Genomic DNA, 19,643 nt, shown 5'->3' with positions numbered 1-19,643 from the left:
TCCCTGCCTCGCGCCGCGCAGCGTGTCGCGGTATCGCCGCGCTCAAGCCGCGACACCGCGACACCGCGACGGCGCATCTCTGATACGATCGGCTTCGACCCACGATCGGCGAGATCATCAATAGTGCGAGTCAACCATCAGGCGTTTTTCTGCTCGTTGTTCATCGCGCGTCTCGCCGATCAGATCCTGCTGTTTCTTGTCCCCCTCGTCGTATTCCAGACTACACGTCAGGTCTCGTGGTCGGGTCTGGCGTTCTTCATCGAAACGCTGCCGCGCTATCTGGTCTTCCCGTTCTTCGGCGCATTGTGCGATCGCCTCTCGCCGCTCAGGCTGATGAGGATCAGTCAGACGGTGCGTGCGCTTGCATGTTTCGGCGGCATGGTCGCGTATGCGCTGTTCGGCGGAATCGGCTGGCTGATCGCGCTGTCGGCGGCGTGCGGCATGCTCACGAGCCAGGGGCTGGTGGCGCGCGAAGTCATGCTGCCGCAAATCTTCAGCACGCAGCAGTTTCAGCGCGTGCTCGCGTACTCGCAACTGGCCGACCAGTTGGGCTTCGTTCTCGGTCCGATGCTCGCGGCGCTGCTGCTCGGCTGGTGGCGCTGGCAATGGGTGGTCGGCCTCACCGGCGCACTGTTTCTCACCGCCGATGGCGCCTTGCTGCTGTGGCAGCGCACCAGCCGGTTCAGTGCCGGCACTCCGCCGCCCGAGATGGCGGGCCACTGGAGCTTGCCGTTACGGATAGCCCTACGCCATGTGCTGGTGCTGCCGGGTCTGAAACAGGTCGTCCTGCTCGCCGCCGCGGAAAACCTCGTGATCGGCGTGACGCTCGCCACGTCCGCCGCCATGGTGACGGGCTATCACGCGCAATCGAACCACTACTATGCCGGCCTGCAAACGGCCGGCGCCGTCGCCACGGTGCTGATTCTATTGACGATCGCCCGCACTGCATGGCCGGCCCGCGTGCTCGGCCGGGTAGCCTTCGCGGCCATCTGCGCGGGCGGCGTGATCGCCGGCGCGAGTGCGGCGCCTTGGGGCTATGCGGTGGGCTTTCTATTGATCGTCGGCTTCGACAAGATGTTCAACGTGTATATCCGCGGCGCGCGTCAGCGCATCATTCCGCCGGCGGACTACGGCAAGACCACGGGTGTGGTCATACTGCTCAACAACATGACGCAGCCGCTCGCCGGCTTGCTGGTCACGCTATTCTCCGCGCGCACGCAAACAGGGTCGCTGATCGTGACGCTCTCGGTCGCGATGGGCGGCATCGGCGTGGCCGTGCCGATCGGCGCGATGCTGATGCGGTGCCGACGTGCGCTGGCGCTTGGCGAATGACGCCTGATTCGGCTCGGTGAGCGCCGCGATCGATCGGCACGTGTTTGATCCAACAAAAGTTCGCGAGCGATTCGAAGCTTCGCGCTGTACGGACTGGTGCCGGCGACTTCGATAATCGATACCGCAGTAAGCGGGCATCGCCAACGCGTCCGGGAGCCCTTCAGCAGTTGCTGATGGAATCCGCATACGCCGCCCATATCGAACGCAGTGGTTCATTCATGTGTGGTATGGCGCACGGAAGTTATCAACAGAAACTGGGCACAAATCTGTGCATAACTACCGGCCGAAACACGCAAGCCGTTGATGCGATTGCCGTTTTCACTGCAACGCCGAAGTTGGGCAGGCCGGGCGCCGGGCTGGTCCCCCCCATCCGGCAGCCCGCTCGATGCGAAGGCGGAGTACGCGTCCCGCGCCGCCGACGCATGGCGCCCGGCTTCGGCCATTGCTGCCGCAAGTGCATCCTCCTGCGCACCGCAAGCCCGCGCCATCCGGACCGAGCCGCCGCGCCGCCTCGTGCCGAACTCCTGCTGCGAGGCGCAGCTATGCGCGGGGAAGCCACCGCTCGCCTATCCACGCGGCCGTGTGCGCTTCATCGTGCCAAAGTCACGGGCGGCATTTTACGTGCGGCTTTTCGTATGCGACGGCAGGCACGTATAATCAACCGCATTCAAACAGGCGCCCATCCGGTTCGATAAAACAGAACCGCGCAGAACTGCGGCGTGCCGCCGTTGCACCGCGCCGGTTCGCAGCGAACATCAACGACAACTCACGCCGCCGCAGCTTGCGGTATCGCCTCACCCTGCTCGCCGCCCAACGCGTCGAGCAGGTCCGTCAGCATGCGATCGAGTTCGGCGGTCATCAGTGCGACGTCCGAATCGAAGCGTTCATCGTCGTTCTGCGCGCTCGGGTCGCTCGCTTCTTTCAGTACGTCAAGCGGCGCGATGCGCTTGATCGTCAGCGAAGGCGTCAGCACGAACGAGACGCGGTCGTTCCATGTCATCGCGAGACGCATGCATTGCTTGCCGCCTTCGATATGGCGGCGCATATCTTCGGTGTCCAAAGTATGTCCGACGTAGCGTACGGTGGCATTGCCCTCGGTGGGAGAGCGCAACTCGGTGTCCTGGTCGAGCGTGAAGCCCGCCGGACCTTCGCCCGAGCGCAGCCATTGCGTCATCGCCGCGACCGGCGACTGCGCGACGCGCACGGTGCCGAGCGGCAACTGATCGATCGACTTCACCAGCAGGCCGCGCACTTCGTCGGCGACCGTTTGCGAGGCCGCATCGATCACGAGCCAGCCATGCTTGCAGTCGATCCACACGCGCGTGTCGCGGCGAATGCTGAACGCGCGCGGCAGCAGTTCGTCGGTGACCTGCTCCTTGAGTTCGCGCATCTGCTTGCGGCCGGGTTTGAAGCCCTGCTGGTCCTCGAGTTCGAGCGCGCGCGCCTTGGTCACCTGAGTGACAACCGACGCCGGCAGCAGCTTCTTTTCGGTACGAAACACCAGCAGCATCTGGCCATTGAGCGCGTACACCAGCGAGTCGTTATCGCGCGGCGATGCCCACCCCTGGCTTTGCATTTCGACGCTGTTGCCGGGCGCAAACGCGTGCGGCGCGAGCCACTTCTGCATCTGTTCGGGTGTGACGGACCACGGAGCGGGAAGACGGTGCAACTGAAGGTTTTTGAACCACATGGGCGAGGTCGTTTCCGGGCAAAGCGCGTCATTCTATCTGACGAACGCGCGTGGGGTGCCTGGGTGCGCGCGATCGAGCCGTTATGGTTTTGTCCTATCCGTTCAGGGGCGCGCTTTACGCGCAAATCACCTAGACTTTTTGATAGAGACGACCAGGACGGAGGCGGCCATGGCCGATGAAACCGCACGCTGGGAAATGGTGGAATACGAGGGCTTCGAGATTCACGTGTCGCCCTTCCCCAAAAATGCACCGGACCCCGCGAACCCTTCAGCCGCGGCGGATAACCGCTACACCTATCGCGGCTATGTCTGCCACCCGGGCGCCGACCCGGCCATCCCCGGCCATGCTGTGCCGTTTCATGCCGACGGCGAGGAGAGCTTCGCCGGCGAAGAGGAGGCAGTCTACGAAGCCGTGCATGTGGGACGCAGCATCGTGGACGGCACGCATCCGGACTTGACGGTGCTGCCGCTGGTGACGGGCGGGGTGTGAGGGGCGGCGTTTAGCCCGGCTGCGGCGCTAACCTGGGCGGCGCGCTTAAACACCCCGATCGCTCAGCCAAACGCGCGCTTGATCCGCGACTTCAGCAGCGCGCGCCGCAGACGCCCGTTGCGCTCGGGCTCACTGACCGCCACCGCTCCATCGACAGCAGTACCCCGGCGCAGGTAGTAGCGATCGAAAGTGGCCTGCGTCATACCCCACTTGTTGAGGAACTGGCGACGCCCGTCGTTCTTGACGACCTTGCCGGTGCTCTTTTGCTGGAAGTGGTAGACCAGACTGTCACCGACGCCGAGGAACACGCGGCAGCCAGCGTCCCACAGTTTCATCGAGAAGTCGTTGTCGCTGCTCATGCCCGGACTCAGCTCGCTGCTGTAGCCACCCACCTTGTGCCACCAGTCGCGATGCACGAGCGTAGGTGGCCATGTCGCGCCGCGCCAGTCGGCGCGCACGAGGCCAGGCGCGGCGGCGACCAGTTGCTCGGCGCGGAACGTCTGCACGTCGCGGCCGAAGTTTTGCACGACCACGCAGGGATTGCCCGAATCGACCGGCTCGATCATCGTGCCCGACAGCATGAACAGCTGGTCGGCGGGCATCTGCGCGAGGCGTTTGACGAGCGCGTCGTCCCAGCCGGGGCAGCAGTACATGTCGTCGTTCATGTAGACGATGTAGTCGCGCGTGGCGCGCGCCGCCGCGAGATTGACCGCATGGCAGATCCCGATGTTGCCGGGCGAGGCCGTATGTTCGATGCCCTCGTCGCGCACCCAGGCGAGCGTGCCGTCCGAGCCGTCGTTGACGTGGACGATGATCTGATGCGCGTGCGTGGAATGACGCCGCAGGCTGTCGATCACGAGGCGCAGGTAAGGCAGGTTGTTCCAGGTCGGAATGATGATTGAGAACATCGATGCGGTCCGTTGAGCAGCGTGCGGGCGCGGCACGCGCCGCGCGCCGGTCATGAGTTTCGCGGCGATTGTACCGCCGCCCGCCCGGGCGACAAACTTTGCGCTCGGGTCCCGGAGGCGGGCCGCCGCGCGCTCGCGCATGCGGCAGCCATCGTCCGGTCGTCGAGACGGCAGGTGGCACGATCGAGTGCGCGCCGCCGCTGCGCGATCGCCGCGCGCTGGCGGACAGTTGCCGTCTGCGCCCGACCGCAAGCCTTTTGCAAGCAGGCGCGCGGTTATAATCGCGGGCGCTCTGCCGTCTTGAAAATGTCACCCAATGGTCCGGCTCCCCTGGCAACTCCACCACCGGAACGGTAGTGTTCATACGAATCGTGGCCCTATGATTTTTGCTCCCAGTCTGCTCTGGCTCAGCTCGGCCCTGCTGTTTCTCGCGCCCGCCGTCAATCTGACGTGGCGCGGCGGCACCGGTTACTGCTTCTTCGCACTTTTCGCGCTGGCGGTGGGCGCCGCCGTGCTTCACCGCCGCACGCCGGGCTATTTCTCGGCGCTGCGCACGTACCGCTGGTTCACGATCGGCATGCTGGCCCTCGTCGTGGCGATCGGGGTCCAACAGCTGGTGCTCGGCTACTGGTTGCCCCGACAGTTCGACGCACTGTCGCGCTTCGTGCTCGCGCTGCCGGTGTTCCTGCTGCTGCGGCAATTGCCGTCGCGTCACCTGCGCACCATCGGCTGGGGTTGCGCGGCTGGCGCGCTCGCGGTCGGCGTGTGGGCGATCGTGAATCAGCCTGCGGGCGGCTGGACCGATGCGAACCGTCTGAGCAATTCCTACACGAACGCGATTCCGTTCGGCGATACCGCCCTGCTGTTCGCCTTCCTGTCGGTCTTCACGCTCGGCTGGGACAACCCGCGCGACTGGCGAGTGCTGCTGCCGCGCGTCGTGGCGCTTGCGTCGGGCGGCTACGCGTCGTATCTGTCGGGCACGCGCGGCGGCTGGCTGGCCGTGCCGGTGTTCGTGGTGCTGCTCGGCATGCAGTACCAGTGGTTCGTGCATAAGAAGCGTCTGCTCATCGCGACGCTCGCGATCGTGGTCGTGGCCGGCGGGCTGCTGTCGACCGAGCGCATTCACAGACGCATCTCCCAGGTGTCGACCGACGTGTCGATGATGCACAAGGGCGAGGACTACACGTCCGTGGGGCTGCGTCTGCAATTGTGGAACGCGTCGCGGCTGATCTTCATGCGGCACCCGGTGTACGGGATCGGCAAAGGGCATCTGGTCGACGAACTGCGGCTGATGGCACAACGCGGCGAAGTGAAACCGGAGATCGTGAACGAACGCGCGCATAGCGACTTCTTCTCGGCGCTCGCCGAGATGGGCGCGATCGGCGTGATCTGCCTGCTGCTCTTCTATCACGGCATCTCGGTCTATTTCTGGCGGCACCGGCGCTCGCTCGATCCGGCCATCCGTGCGGCCTCGTATTCAGGCCTCGCGGTCGCCACCAGCACGGTGATCTTCGGGCTCACCATCGACGTGCTCGTGCCAATCATGGTCACCGTGCTGCTCGCGCTGCTGGTCGCCACGCTGCTGGCAGTCGTCGATGCGAGAAAGCGCGAACTGCTGGAAATGACGCAGGCGAACGCGTCGAAGGCGACGCACCGCGAGGTAGACGTCAAGGCCTGAGGCGGTGGCGCGGGGGGTTTGCACTTGCGTAGATCGGTCCGTGCTGGCGTGCGCCGTTGCATGACCCTGGCAACGTTGCACCAATGTGCAGACGTTCGCTGTGCGACTGTGCGGCTTGCCGCTTTACTGCCTGGCCTCCTGGCGCTTGCCGCTTGCCGCTGTCCGCTCTACGAGTTCGCTAGCGCCGCTGGCGTACCCGCTCATCATCCAGTTCAACGCGTGAACAGCGCATAAAGCGCGGCGACGTGCGCATCGACGCTCGGGTCGTACACGAGGCTGTCGAGCGGCTTCGCGATCCGCGCACCGCCGTCGCGCACGCGCTGGACCGCGTGCTCAACGGCGCGTTCGAAACTTCCCAATGACTCCCGCGAAAACTCGATCTTCGCCGCACCGGTCACGGTCTCCGCCGAGCCGACGTTGTCCGCGATCACGAGCGGCGTGCCGCACATCACCGACTCGACGCCCACGAGCCCGAACGGCTCATACGCGGACGCGACCACCGTGAAGTCGGCGGCCGAGAAAAGTTTCTCGATCTCCTTGCTGTAGCCGGCATAGCGAATCGTGTCGCCGGTTCTGGGGACTGGGCGCCCGGCGACGACGAGGCACACCGGCAGCGTGGTCCGCGCAAAGAATGCTTCGAGCAGCGGATAGCCTTTGCGTTCATGACTCGTCGACGAAAAGAGGAAGATCACCCGGTCTTCGGGCAGATCGAGCTGACGGCGCACGGCTGCGCGCGCCGCGTCGGTGAGCGGCTGGAACCGCGCCGTATCGACGGGCGGATAGAGCACGTCGATACGCCCCGCCGGCACGCCATAAAAACGCTGCAACTCGCGGCTCATCAATTGCGAATGCGCGACGATCGAGCGCGCGTGCGTGTAGACGCGCCGCTCCATGTCGATCTGCCATTCGTCGCTGCGCCGCGCGCTGCGGCCGGCGGCTTCGAGCGAGCCTGGATGCGTGCCGCCGCACAATGCGACGTCGGCCTGCGTGCAGTGATTGATCGAAAACACGCAGGCCGGCCGGTGCCGTTCGAGCCGCTGCTTGAGCCGCCAGTCGAACGCGAGATTACGCAACTTGCGCGGCGCCCAGCGCACGTTCAGCGGCTGCGCGTCGACCCACGCTGCCTCAGGCAGCGCCCGATCGATTTCGCGGGCGAACAGCGTGGGCCGCAACCCCATCCGATGCAAGCCGGCGATCACATCGCGCGTATAGCGCTCGGCGCCTCCGCTGTTTTTCAGCGCCTGGGCGGTCAGCGCAATATCGGTGAGTGGACGGCGGATCGGCTCGGACAAGGATCGGATCTCAGTGAGTGCTGATGCGGCAAATGCGCGGCGCAACGGCGCGCGGCCGGTTTATCGATGGCTTTGCGACGGTTCACCGCTGGTTTTGCGACGGGTTCACGAAAACAGCGGCAATTGTAAAGGATGCGTCTCGCGGGGCGCCCCGCGCCACCGTTAGAATCTAGCCCAACCGCATCCGCCCGCCCTCCATGACCGATAGCCTGCCGCCCCACTCTTCTCCCGCCGCGTCGAGCGCCGGGCGCCCGCTCGTCACGCTGCTGCTGATCGCGTACAACCAGGCCGATCAGATCGGCGACGCAGTGCGCAGCGCGCTCGCGCAGACGTACCAGCCGCTTGAAATCATCATCTCCGACGACGCCTCGACCGACGCCACCTTCGCCGCCATTGAAGCGGCGCTTGCCGGCTACAACGGTCCGCACCGGGTGATCGCGCGGCGCAACACGGCCAACCTGGGGATCAGCGCGCACCTCTCGCACATTGCGCAGATGGCACAGGGCGAACTACTGTTCGTCGCTGCCGGCGACGACATGTCCGCGCCCACGCGCTGCGAACGGGTGGTCGAGCTCTGGCTCGCGCGCGAGCGCCGTCCCGACCTGATCGCCACCGACCTCGCCGACATGGACGAAGCCGGCCATGTTCACGAACGGCTGAGCCCGACCGAACTGGATGCCTACCGCACGTTCGACGACTGGCTGGCCAACCGCCCCTGGCTCATCGGCGCGGCACATACGTGGTCGCGGCGGCTGTTCGAGCGCTTCGGGCCGATGCTGCCGGGCGCCGCCGCCGAAGATCAGATCATGGTGCTGCGCGCGATTCTGTCGGGCGGCGCCGTGAGCCTGCGCGAGCCGCTGGTGCGCTACCGGCGCGGCGGGCTATCGCGCAAACGCCGCTACCGCTCGGTCGACGAACTGATCGCCCGGATGCGGCAAAGCAATCGGTATGGGCTCGCGGAGCTCGCGCAATTGCAGCGCGACGCCGAGATCGGCGGCATCGGCGAACGCATGCGCGCGGCGATGGCGCCCAAGCTCGCACGTGAGCAGTTCATCCACGCAATGTTTGAGGCGGGCAGTGTGGGGCAACGGATTGGACTGGTGACGCACGGCGCAGGTGTGAAGCTCGGGCTGCGCTTGCGCATGTTTCTCTACGCGAGTTGTCCGGCGGTCTACGCGCCGGGGATCTGGCTCAAGCGGGTGATTCGCAAGGACCGGGGCTGAACGCGCGCCACGGTGTGCGGGGTGATCAGCGGCCAATGCCCGGGGCCTTGGCACCTTTGGTCGGACGCGGCCTCGATGGGAATGACCGACTCCGCTGAGCACGCTGATGATGCGCGGCGGGCGCCCAACTTCCTAAGCCAGGCGCCGCGCACACGGGCCCGATCAGGCTGCGTCCTGCTGGAACTGAATACGATGCAGGTGCGCGTAGAGCCCGTCGTGCTGCAACAGCTCGCGATGGCTGCCGCTCTCGACGATGCGTCCCGCTTGCATCACGAGAATCCGGTTCGCGCGCTCGATGGTCGACAGGCGGTGCGCGATCACCAGCGTCGTGCGGCCCTTCATCAGCGTTTCCAGCGCAGCCTGCACGTGGCGCTCGGACTCGGAATCCAGCGCCGAGGTGGCTTCGTCGAGGATCAGGATCGGCGCGTCCTTGTAGATCGCGCGCGCGATCGCGAGACGCTGCCGCTGTCCGCCCGAAAGCATCATGCCGTTGTCGCCGATCAGCGTGTCGATGCCATTCGGCATGGCTTCGACGGTGTCCCACAGATTGGCCGCGCGCAGCGCCGCCTTGACCTTGTCGGGGTCGGCCGCCTGGCCGTACGCGACGTTGTTGGCCACCGTGTCGTTGAACAGCACGACGTCCTGGCTCACCATCGCGATCTGGCTGCGCAACGCGTGCAGGTCGTATTCCGGCAGCGCCACGCCGTCGACCAGGATTGCGCCGCCCGTCGGATCGAAAAAGCGCGGCAGCAGATTCACGAGCGTAGTTTTGCCGCTGCCCGACGGGCCCGCCAGCGCCACCATCTCGCCCGGCGCCACCTTGAACGACACGTGCTCGAGCGTGTGGCGCTCGTGCGTGGTGCTGTTGCCGTAAGCGAACGACACGTCGCGAAACTCCACTTCGCCGCTCGCGCGCGCGAGCGGCTTGCCGCCGCCTTCCGGCTCCGACGGCTCGTCGATCAGGCCGAAGATCAGCTCCGCCGCGGTCATCCCGCGTTGCAGCGGCTGGTTGACGTCCATCAGATGCTTGAGCGGCGAGATGATCAGCAGCATCGACGTGACGAACGCGACGAAGCCGCCCACCGTGGTCTGATCCGACGACGACTGCACCACCGCGATCGTGATCACGACGGCGAGCGCAATCGACGCGAGGAACTGCGTCAACGGCTGCGCGAGACCGCCCGAAACCGTCATGCGCATCGCGTAGCCGCGCAGGCGCTTGCTCATCGCGGTGAAGCGGTCGGTCTCGTACTGTTCGCCGTTGTGCACCTTGACGACCTTGTAGCCGCCCACCGTCTCCTCGACGATGTAGGACAGCTCATTGGTCAATAGCTGATGCTCGCGGTTCAGGCGCCGCAAGCGGCGGTTGATCTTGCCGACCAGCCAGCCGATCCCCGGCAGCAGCACCGCGACGATCAGCGTCAGGCGCCAGTTCAGATAGAACAGATAGCCGAGCAGAAAAATCACCGTCAGCGAGTCGCGCACCAGCGTCACCATCACGCTCAGCAGCACGTTGAGGATCTGGTTCACCTCGAAGACGATCGCGTTGATCACCGTGCTCGCGGTCTCGCGCTGGAAAAAAGCGACGCTCGTGTGGATCATGCGGTCGAACATCTTCAGACGCAGTTCGAGCAGAATCCTGTTCGACACGTACGCGAGCAGATAGCCGGATGCATATTGCGACAAGCCGCGCACCAGCGCGAGGCCGATCACCGCGACTGGCACGAACCACCGGGCGTTGTCGCTCGCGTGCGCGCCAAAACCCTTGTCCAGCAGCGGCTTGAGCAACGCGGGGATGGCTGCGTCGGTGCCGGCGCTGATGGCCATCGCGACGATCGCGCCGACCACCACCCACAGCAGCGGCTTGATATACGGCCACAGGCGACGGAACACGACGGCCGGCGAGGACGCCTCGCCTGAGCCGATGGGTTTGCTTAAGGTTGGCTTCGCGCTCAAGGAATCCTCTGTCAATGCGGGACGGCAACCGCGCGGCGGCGCAATGGCCGCAGCGTGGAATATCAAAAAGGAGCATTGTAATCGGTTGGTGCGTGCGGCTCGGGGCTGCGGGTTGGGTCGAGGTTCGGCGGTGGCTCGGAGCGGCTTGCGGTGGCTGGCGTGTTGGCGTGTGCCGTGCAGCGCGATTGCGCGATGCGTGGCGCGACGGCTGCGGAATAAAGCGCATGGCGTCCGTCGAGCGCGGTGCTTCGTGCTTCGTGCTTCGTGCTTGGTGCTTCGTGCTTGGTGCTTCGTGCTTGGTGCTTGGTGCTTCGTGCTTGGTGCTTGGTGCTTCGTGCGCGGAGCTCGGAGCTCGCGGTGCTCGGTGCGCGGTGCTCGGTGGCCCGAGCTGTCCGATCTTGTTGCCTGCTCGCTTCGGTATTTGCCGTTAGCCGCGGCGACCCGGTAGAGGGCTCGACGATCCCGGCTGTGTGGCTGTGTATACTCGCGGGACTCGCATGCGGCCCTCGCTTGCACGACCCGCTCCCGTCATTTCGCCTTCGCAACCAGGTATGCAAGAAACCACCCTCGGCGTCGCCATCATCACCCGAAACGCGGCGGCGCGGCTGGCCGAATGCCTGCAAGCCGTGGCCTTCGCCGATGAGATCGTCGTGATCGACGGCGGCAGCACCGACGGCACCACCGACATCGCCCGCGCGCACGGCGCCCGCGTCATAGAACAAACCGACTGGCCGGGCTTCGGCCCGCAAAAGAACCGCGCGGTGGCCGCGCTCAGCACCAGCTGGATCCTGTCGATCGACGCCGACGAGATCGTCTCGCCGGAACTGGCATCGTCGATCCGCGCGGCGCTGATGGCGCCCACCGCCGACGTCTACGCGGTGGACCGGCTGTCGAGTTTTTGCGGCCACTGGATTCATCACAGCGGCTGGTATCCGGACTGGATTCCGCGCCTGTTCAAACGCGGCGCCGCGAGTTTCTCCGACGACCTCGTGCACGAGCGCCTCGTCTTCGACGCACCCGCACAGCGCCTGACCGGCAAGCTGATGCACTACTCGTACGAGGACTTCGGAAGCGTGTTGCGCAAGCTCGACGCCTATTCGACGGCGGGCGCACAGCAACGTCACGCGGCGGGTCAACGCGGCAGTTTCGGCAAGGCACTGCGGCGCGGCGCGTGGGCTTTCGTGCGGACGTACCTGCTGCGGCGCGGCTTTCTCGATGGCCGCGCTGGCTTCATGATCGCGGTGTTCAACGCCGAAACGGTGTACTACCGGTTTTTGAAGCTGGCGCATTTGGGCGGGCCAACGCGGCGATAGCCGCGCGACCCAAGCCCGATCCTCAATAAACGATCTCGATCGAGCTTCCCGCGAACTCGCCGCGCAACGCAGCCAGCAGTTCGTCGGTCGGTTTCACGCGCCACGCGTCACCCAGACGCATTTCTCCTTGCGCGTTTTCGCTGCGATACACCACCTGCACCGCCAGCCCGTTGGGGATCGGCACCGCCTGACGCTGGCGTCCATTGTCGCCGCCGTAGCCGCCGCCGTTGCGGCCGCCACCCCCGTTGCCGCCCCCGTTGCCGCCGCGCGATGAAGCGGCCGGCAGAGCCGCGCCCTGCGGCTCGTCCTTGCCCGCGCTATGCGCTTCGAGCACGCGGCGCAATGCCAGCGCGTCCGCATTGCCGTTCATCTGCACCTTCACGGCTTCCGCGTAACGGCAGCGCGCGCGGCCCAGGTCCATGACCGTGTCGACAGTGAACCGGATGCCGCCCGTAAACGCGTCGTTCCGCGCCTGACCTTGCACCACCAGCAGTTCGTCTTCCTTGAATAACTGCTTGTTCGCTTCGAAGATTTCGTTGAACACCGTGACTTCGCATTGGCCCGTGCCGTCGTCGAGCAGCGCGATCAGCATCTTGCCGCGCTGGGTCATCTGCGTGCGCAGCGACGCAATCACGCCTGCGACCAGCTTGTCGCGCCCTTCCTTCAATTCGCCGATCTTCTGGCGCACGAAGCGCCGCACTTCGTCCCTGTACGCGTCGAACAGATGGCCCGACAGATAGAAGCCGAGCGCGGCCTTCTCTTCCTGCAGCTTCTTTTTTTCCGGCCATTCGGGCTCGTCGATCAGTTCGTGACCTTGCGAGGGCGAGTCGCCCATGTCGAACAGACCCGCCTGCAACGCATTGGCGCTCGCCTGCTCCGCCGCTTCCATTGCCAGCGAGACTGACGCGATCAGTTGCGCGCGGTTGGCGTGCAAGGTGTCGAACGCGCCCGCGCGAATCAACGCCTCGACCGTGCGGCGATTGACGATGCGGCGATCGACCCGATTGCAGAAATCGAAGATGTCGATAAACGGACCGTCCTCGCGCGCGCGCAGGATTTCTTCGATCGCGTTCTGCCCGCTGCCCTTGATCGCACCGAGCCCGTAGCGGATGGTTTTCGAGCGCTTGCCGTCGGGCTCGCCAACCGGCTCGAAGCGATACGCGGACAGGTTGACGTCCGGCGGCAGCACGGCCATCTTGTTCGCAAGGCAGTCCTCGAACAGGATCTTGACCTTGTCCGTGTCGTCCATGGCGAGCGACATATTCGCCGCCATGAATTCCGCCGGATGGTGCGCTTTCAGCCACGCGGTGTAGTACGCGAGCAGTGCATAGGCGGCCGCGTGCGACTTGTTGAAACCGTAGCCGGCGAATTTCTCCATCAGGTCGAAAATTTCGTCGGCCTTTTCGCCGGTCAGCCCGTTCTTCGCCGCGCCCTGCCGGAACAGTTCGCGATGCTGGGCCATTTCCTCGGCTTTCTTCTTGCCCATCGCGCGACGCAGCAAGTCGGCGCCGCCCAGCGAGTAGCCGCCGATGATCTGCGCCATCTGCATCACCTGCTCCTGATAGACCATGATGCCGTAGGTCTCTTTCAGAACAGGTTCGACGCGCGGATCGGGATATTCGACCACTTCGCGGCCGTGCTTGCGCGCGCAGAAACTCGGGATCAGGTCCATCGGACCCGGACGGTACAACGCGACGAGCGCGATGATGTCCTCGAAGCGGTCGGGCTGCGCATCTTTCAGCATGCCCTGCATGCCGCGGCTTTCCAGCTGGAATACGGCGACCGTGTTGGCCTTCTTCAGGATGGAGAACGACGCCGGGTCGTCCAGCGGCACCTGGCCGAGCGACCAGTCCTGCTTCGACGGATCGAGACGGCGGATATAGCGCTCGGCCCAGTCGAGAATGGTCAGCGTGGTCAGGCCCAGAAAGTCGAACTTGACGAGGCCGACGGCCTCGACGTCGTCCTTGTCGTACTGGCTGACGACGCCGCTTTCGTCGCCTTGCGTGTACAGCGGGCAGAAGTCGGTCAGCTTGCCCGGTGCGATCAGTACGCCGCCCGCGTGCATGCCGACGTTACGCGTGAGGCCTTCCACGCGCTGCGCGAGTTCGAGCAGTTGACGCACTTCGTCTTCGTTGTCGAAGCGCTCCTGCAACAACGGCTCTTCCTTCATCGCGTCGGCGATGGTGACGTGCTTGCCCGGTTTGAACGGGATCAGCTTCGCGATGCCGTCGGTGAACATGTAGCCGAGATCGAGCACCCGGCCGATGTCGCGCACCGCCGCCTTCGCCGCCATCGTGCCGAACGTCGCGATCTGCGACACCGCGTCCGCGCCGTACTTTTCCTTCACGTACTGGATCACGCGGTCGCGTCCGTGCTGGCAAAAGTCGATGTCGAAGTCGGGCATCGACACCCGCTCCGGATTCAGGAAACGTTCGAACAGCAGGTTGTAGCGCAGCGGATCGAGGTCGGTCACGCCGAGCGCATACGCCACCAGCGAACCCGCGCCCGAACCTCGGCCCGGCCCGACCGGCACGCCGTTATTCTTGGCCCAGTTGATGAAGTCCGCGACGATCAGGAAGTAGCCCGGAAAGCCCATCTTGATGATCGTGCCGCACTCGAATTCGAGGCGCTCGTAGTACGTAGCGCGCTGCGCGCTGCGTTCGGCCTCGATCGGATACAGTTGTTCGAGACGTTTTTCGAGACCCTCTTTCGACAGCAGCACGAGATAGTCGTCGAGCGACATGCCGTCGGGCGTCGGGAACAGCGGCAGTTTTGGCTTGCCGAGTTCGAGCGTGAGATTGCAGCGCTTCGCGACCTCGACCGTGTTGGCGAGCGCCGACGGAATGTCCGCGAAGAGCGCGGCCATCTCCGCTTGCGTGCGGAAATACTGCTCCGGCGTAAAGCGTTTCTGGCGGCGCGGATTGGCCAGGATGTCGCCTTCCGAAATGCACACACGCGCTTCGTGTGCGGTGAAGTCGTCGGGCGTCATGAACTGCATCGGGTGCGTGGCGATCACCGGCAATTTCAGCGACGCGGCCAACGCGACGGCCTGCTGCACGTACTGCTCGCCGCCTGGCTGAACGCAACGCTGCAGCTCGATGTAAAAACCGTTCGGGAACACCTTCGCCCAATGCAGCGCGTTGCGCTTCGCCGCTTCCGGATTGCCCGCAGCGAGCGCGAGACCGACGTCGCCCTGCTGGGCGCCCGAGAGCGCGAGCAGCCCTTCGCCGAGACCCGATTCGAGCCAGCCCGCTTCGATTTCCGCGCGGCCGCGATACTGGTTCGTGAGCGAGGCCTTGCTGAGCAACTCGCACAGGTTCAGGTAGCCGCGCCGGTCCTTGACCAGCAGCAGCAAACGCGAAGGCTTGTCGCGGTCGTCCGGATTGGTGATCCAGACGTCGCAGCCGGCAATGGGTTTGACCCCTTTGCCACGGGCTTCCTTGTAGAAACGCACGAGGCCGAACGCATTGCCGAGATCGGTGAGGGCGAGCGCGCCCTGGCCGTCTTTGGCCGCCGCCTCGACGATGTCGTCAAGACGCACGATGCCGTCGGCAATCGAGAATTCGGAGTGGACGCGAAGATGAACGAAGCGGGGATCTGACATGGCCGACATTGTAACTCCACCCTTGCGACGGATTCAGGCGAAAACCGCGCGTTAGCCATCCGTCTTAGGACGCGATTGCGCCGGCGCAACCATCTGGCCATTCAGCCGAGTCCGGCACAACGCCGGTTGAGGGATAATAGCGGTTTCGCCCTTTTCGACGTGGCCGCGACACCGCGGCTCGCCCCAGCTTGCAAGGGGCACATTGCGGCGGCTTCACACCGTCCGCTTTTCGCCATGCCGGCCACGTCTTACCGCTGAACACACATGAGTATCGTCAATCTCGCCGCGTATCAATTCGCGACCATCGAAGACACTGCCGCCTGGCGCGCGAGCGTCACTGAACGCTGCAACGCGCTCGGCCTGCGCGGCACCATCCTGCTGGCGCCGGAAGGCATCAACCTGTTCGTCGCCGGCACGCGCGAGAACACCGACGCGTTCATCGACTACCTGCGCCACGACGCGCTGTTCGAAGGCAAGTTCGCGAATCTGCAATTCAAGGAAAGCCTGTCGGAAAAGCAGCCGTTCACGCGGATGCTGGTCAAGCTCAAGCGCGAAATCATCACGATGAAGAAACCGGCCATCCGTCCGGAACTCGGCCGCGCGCCGTTCGTCGACGCTGCCACGCTCAAGCACTGGCTAGATCGCGGTCACGACGACGAGGGCCGCCCGGTGGTCATGCTCGACACGCGCAATGCGTTCGAAGTCGACGTCGGTACTTTCGACAACGCGCTCGACTACCGCATTACGAAATTCAGCGAGTTTCCCGAAGTGATCGAAAACAATCGCGCCGATCTCGAAGGCAAGACGGTGGTGTCGTTCTGCACCGGCGGAATCCGCTGCGAGAAGGCCGCGATCCACATGAAGGAAGTCGGTATCGAGAATGTGTACCAGCTCGAAGGCGGCATCCTGAAGTACTTCGAAGAAGTGGGCGGCGCGCATTATCACGGCGACTGCTTCGTGTTCGACTACCGTACCGCACTGAATCCGCAGTTGGAGCCGACCGCCACCGCGCAATGCTTCGGCTGCCGCGCCGTGGTCACGCCCGAGGCGCAACAGTCGCCGATGTACGTGCCGGGCAAGACCTGCCCGGCCTGTCACCCCGACCGCGAGGCGGCGCGAGCCGCGTAACGCTGCGTCAGGCGGACGAATGAAGCGACGCGCGCGGATCCGGAATGGCGGGTGGCATGCGGCGATGCCCGCGGCCGCCGGCGCGGCCAGGTGCGTGGCCCAGTGCCTGGGCCAGCGCCTGGCCAAACACCTGACCACCAACCCGGCCCCGCACCCGGCCAAAAGTGCCGCGCTTCCCCGCAACGCATTAGCTGCCTGCACCAGGCAAGCGGCATTTACGGGCGCAGCGACTGCACCGGCCCCCTCGCCCTGTGCCGCCACCATGCCGGCACCGTGGCTGCCGGTACCCTGCCTGACCTCGGCCAATCGACCATGACCTATCGCGGACGCTTCGCTCCGTCGCCGACCGGGCCGTTGCATTTCGGCTCGCTGGTCAGCGCGCTGGCGAGCTGGCTCGACGCTCGCGCGCATCGCGGCGCGTGGCTGGTGCGCGTGGAGGACATTGACAGGCCACGCACCGTCCCCGGCGCCGCCGAAGACATTCTGGCGACGCTCGAACGCTTAGGCATGCTCGCGGACGAAAAACCCGTGTGGCAAAGCCAGCGCATCGCGCGCTACGAAGTGGCGCTGGAGCAATTGAAGTCCACCGGCTTGGTCTATCCGTGCGGCTGCACGCGCAAGGAAATCGCCGACTCGTTGCTGCACGCCCATGCGCGCAACACGACACTGGCCTACCCCGGCACCTGCCGCGCCGGACTCAACGGCAAGCCCGCACGCGCGTGGCGCCTGCGCGTGCCTGATGGCGACGCCGCCGTCGTGACCTTCGAAGATCGCTGGCAGGGCAAGCAGACGCAGAACCTCGCCGCCGAGGTCGGCGATTTCGTGCTCAAGCGGGCGGACGGCCAATGGGCGTATCAGCTGGCGGTGGTGGTCGACGATGCGGACGCGGACGTCACGCATGTCGTGCGCGGCGCGGATCTGATGGATTCGACGGCGCGGCAGATCTATCTGCAGCGCTGTCTTGGTGTGCGCACGCCGCAATACCTGCATGTGCCCGTCGTGACTAACGAACATGGCGAAAAGCTCAGCAAGCAAAATGGCGCCACCGCACTCGACAGCGGCAAACCGCTCGAAGCATTGCGCGCCGCGGCGCGGCATCTTGGACTTGATCTGGCCGGCGAGCCGCATACGACACTAGACGGCTTCTACGCCGCCGCTACAGCGGCATGGGCAACGCGGATGGGTGTGACTTTGTGAAAGCGAAAGCGCGTGAATGCGCTTCGCCGTTGAGGCCGCATCGCGCCGAAGACACGCAAGCGCTTGACGCTGGCCGCCTCGCAGCGCGAATCACGACGACGAAGTCGTCTTCCTCGGCATCCCGAACCCGCCGAGCAACGCCGCCAACGGCTGCTTCGAACCCGACTTCTGCGTCGCCGCCGAAGCCGCCGACTCCTCGACCTTGCGCACCGCGGCAGGCGACGGCTCGTACGGCTTCAGAAAGAAGTCATCCACAGGCTGCGCGCGATGATGATGCGGCCGATCGAACGAGCCCGACGACGCACCCGTGCGGCGGCGGCTGCCGCGCTCGTCACGGCCCTCGCCGCTGCGCTCCCGACGCGGCGCGCGGTCTTCATGGTGATGCCGCACCGGCACGGCCACGGTCAGGCGCTGAACGTCCAAAGGACGCTTGATCAGCTTCTCGATATCGGCAAGCTGCTTGCGCTCGTTCGGGCTGCACAGCGACAGCGCGTCGCCCGACGCACCCGCGCGGCCGGTACGGCCGATCCGGTGAACGTAGTCTTCGGCGTTGAACGGCAGGTCGAAGTTGATCACCGTGGGCAGCTCGACGATGTCGAGGCCGCGCGCGGCGACGTCGGTCGCGACCAGCGCTTCGATCTCGCCGCGCTTGAACGCGTCGAGCGCCTGCATGCGCTCGTTCTGCGTGCGGTCGCCGTGAATCGCGGTCGCCACTACGCCATCGCGTTCGAGGCTGCGCGCAAGACGGCTTGCGCCGATCTTGCTGTTGCAGAACACGAGCACCTGCTTGAGACTGCGCTCGCGGATCAATTGCACGACCGCGCCGGTCTTGTCGCCCTCGGGGACTTCGTAGACGATTTGCGTCACGTTGGTCGCAGTCGAATTGCTGCGCGCCACTTCGATGGTCTGCGGATTGTGCAGATAGGTGGCCGCCAGCTTCTTGATTTCGCCCGAGAACGTGGCCGAGAACAAGAGCGTCTGACGCTCTTTGGGCAACAGGTTCAGGATGCGCTGCAGGTCCGGCAGAAAGCCCATGTCGAGCATCCGGTCGGCTTCGTCCAGTACCAGGATCTGCACCTGGCCCAGGTTGACGGTTTTCTGTTGCACGTGATCGAGCAGACGGCCCGGCGTCGCGATCAGGATTTCGACGCCGCGGCGCAACTGCTCGGACTGCGGATTCATGTCCACACCGCCGAACACCACGGCGCTGCGCAGCGCCGTGTGCTTCGCATACGACTGCACGTTGGCGGCGACCTGGTCGGCCAGTTCGCGGGTCGGGGTGAGGATCAGCGCGCGCACCGGATGACGCGCGGGCGACGCGCTCGTGCTGGCCTGCGGCAACAGACGCTGGATGATCGGCAGCGAAAAGCTCGCGGTCTTGCCGGTGCCGGTCTGCGCGGCGCCCATCACGTCACGGCCGGCCAGCACGACGGGAATCGCCTGCTGCTGGATCGGCGTGGGCGTGGTATAGCCCGATTCCTTGACGGCTTTCAGGATGTCGGGCGCGAGGCCGAATTGATCAAAGGTCGCAGTGCTGGGCGTGACGGCTGTGTCGGACATGGGTGGCTTTCGCTAAAAATGCGCTTGGCGCGGGTGCGCGCGGCAGCGGTCGGAACCGCAGAGGGCATCAGGATGAAGGCGGAGCCACGGCGTTCCGCACGGGACCGTTAGTATCACGGGAAAACTGCGGCCGGCTCCGGCCGGCGGAAACACCCGCCGGAAAGGCCGGTATTGTAGCACTTCAGCAAAAACACTCATGGCGCAGGCGCAGGCTTTCTGCTGGGATCGGGAAAGCGCGCCGCGCGAGCGTCGCTGACGGCGGCCATCGCCGC

The 19,643-nt window shown here is 65.3% G+C and carries 13 protein-coding genes; 7 read left to right on the top strand and 6 right to left on the bottom strand.

Annotated elements, in window-relative coordinates:
* Positions 1 to 123 precede the first annotated feature (123 nt).
* Positions 124 to 1,332, top strand: coding sequence for an MFS transporter (locus ABQJ48_RS29360; protein ID WP_367841461.1), 1,209 nt, complete (start codon positions 124 to 126; stop codon positions 1,330 to 1,332).
* A 766-nt stretch (positions 1,333 to 2,098) separates the two neighbouring features.
* Here ABQJ48_RS29360 and ABQJ48_RS29355 read toward each other — a convergent pair.
* On the bottom strand, positions 2,099 to 3,022 hold the full coding sequence (locus ABQJ48_RS29355; RefSeq protein ID WP_367841460.1) for a recombination-associated protein RdgC: 924 nt from the start codon (positions 3,020 to 3,022) through the stop codon (positions 2,099 to 2,101).
* 169 nt (positions 3,023 to 3,191) lie between these two features.
* Here ABQJ48_RS29355 and ABQJ48_RS29350 point away from each other — a divergent pair, with 169 nt between their 5' ends.
* A complete protein-coding gene (locus tag ABQJ48_RS29350; RefSeq protein ID WP_367841459.1) occupies positions 3,192 to 3,512 on the top strand; it encodes a hypothetical protein in 321 nt (106 codons plus the stop codon).
* Positions 3,513 to 3,574: 62 nt separating this feature from the next.
* Here the strand turns inward: ABQJ48_RS29350 and ABQJ48_RS29345 are convergent, their stop codons facing one another.
* Positions 3,575 to 4,420 (bottom strand): glycosyltransferase family 2 protein, encoded by an 846-nt coding sequence (locus tag ABQJ48_RS29345; protein WP_367841458.1) that lies wholly within the window; start codon positions 4,418 to 4,420, stop codon positions 3,575 to 3,577.
* 379 nt (positions 4,421 to 4,799) lie between these two features.
* Here ABQJ48_RS29345 and ABQJ48_RS29340 point away from each other — a divergent pair, with 379 nt between their 5' ends.
* Positions 4,800 to 6,098, top strand: coding sequence for an O-antigen ligase family protein (locus ABQJ48_RS29340; RefSeq protein ID WP_367841457.1), 1,299 nt, complete (start codon positions 4,800 to 4,802; stop codon positions 6,096 to 6,098).
* A 212-nt stretch (positions 6,099 to 6,310) separates the two neighbouring features.
* On the opposite strand, the gene ABQJ48_RS29335 is transcribed toward ABQJ48_RS29340, so the two are convergent.
* Positions 6,311 to 7,390, bottom strand: a complete 1,080-nt coding sequence (locus tag ABQJ48_RS29335) for a glycosyltransferase family 4 protein (protein WP_367841456.1) — start codon at positions 7,388 to 7,390, stop codon at positions 6,311 to 6,313.
* A gap of 197 nt (positions 7,391 to 7,587) precedes the next feature.
* On the opposite strand from ABQJ48_RS29335, the gene ABQJ48_RS29330 reads away from it, so the two are divergent.
* Entirely contained in the window at positions 7,588 to 8,613 is a 1,026-nt protein-coding gene (locus ABQJ48_RS29330) for a glycosyltransferase family 2 protein (RefSeq protein ID WP_367841455.1), read from the top strand.
* Positions 8,614 to 8,775: 162 nt separating this feature from the next.
* Here ABQJ48_RS29330 and msbA read toward each other — a convergent pair whose 3' ends face one another.
* Positions 8,776 to 10,569, bottom strand: coding sequence for a lipid A export permease/ATP-binding protein MsbA (gene msbA / locus ABQJ48_RS29325; protein WP_367841454.1), 1,794 nt, complete (start codon positions 10,567 to 10,569; stop codon positions 8,776 to 8,778).
* A gap of 551 nt (positions 10,570 to 11,120) precedes the next feature.
* Here msbA and ABQJ48_RS29320 point away from each other — a divergent pair.
* On the top strand, positions 11,121 to 11,882 hold the full coding sequence (locus ABQJ48_RS29320; protein ID WP_367841453.1) for a glycosyltransferase family 2 protein: 762 nt from the start codon (positions 11,121 to 11,123) through the stop codon (positions 11,880 to 11,882).
* A 22-nt stretch (positions 11,883 to 11,904) separates the two neighbouring features.
* On the opposite strand, the gene dnaE is transcribed toward ABQJ48_RS29320, so the two are convergent.
* Positions 11,905 to 15,495 (bottom strand): DNA polymerase III subunit alpha, encoded by a 3,591-nt coding sequence (gene dnaE / locus ABQJ48_RS29315; RefSeq protein WP_367841452.1) that lies wholly within the window; start codon positions 15,493 to 15,495, stop codon positions 11,905 to 11,907.
* Between the two features lie 255 nt (positions 15,496 to 15,750).
* Here dnaE and ABQJ48_RS29310 point away from each other — a divergent pair, with 255 nt between their 5' ends.
* Together ABQJ48_RS29310 and gluQRS are read left to right on the top strand one after the other, a co-directional pair.
* On the top strand, positions 15,751 to 16,614 hold the full coding sequence (locus ABQJ48_RS29310) for a sulfurtransferase (RefSeq protein WP_367841451.1): 864 nt from the start codon (positions 15,751 to 15,753) through the stop codon (positions 16,612 to 16,614).
* 312 nt (positions 16,615 to 16,926) lie between these two features.
* Positions 16,927 to 17,811, top strand: coding sequence for a tRNA glutamyl-Q(34) synthetase GluQRS (gluQRS, locus tag ABQJ48_RS29305; RefSeq protein WP_367841494.1), 885 nt, complete (start codon positions 16,927 to 16,929; stop codon positions 17,809 to 17,811).
* Positions 17,812 to 17,901: 90 nt separating this feature from the next.
* Here the strand turns inward: gluQRS and ABQJ48_RS29300 are convergent, their stop codons facing one another.
* Positions 17,902 to 19,371, bottom strand: a complete 1,470-nt coding sequence (locus ABQJ48_RS29300; RefSeq protein WP_367841450.1) for a DEAD/DEAH box helicase — start codon at positions 19,369 to 19,371, stop codon at positions 17,902 to 17,904.
* Positions 19,372 to 19,643 lie beyond the last annotated feature (272 nt).

It is taken from the genome of Paraburkholderia suaedae (genome assembly GCF_040812055.1).
In the GTDB taxonomy this organism is placed as follows: domain Bacteria; phylum Pseudomonadota; class Gammaproteobacteria; order Burkholderiales; family Burkholderiaceae; genus Paraburkholderia.
The sequence above is the reverse complement of the archived record's forward strand: the minus strand, read 5'-3'. Positions and strand labels throughout refer to the sequence as shown.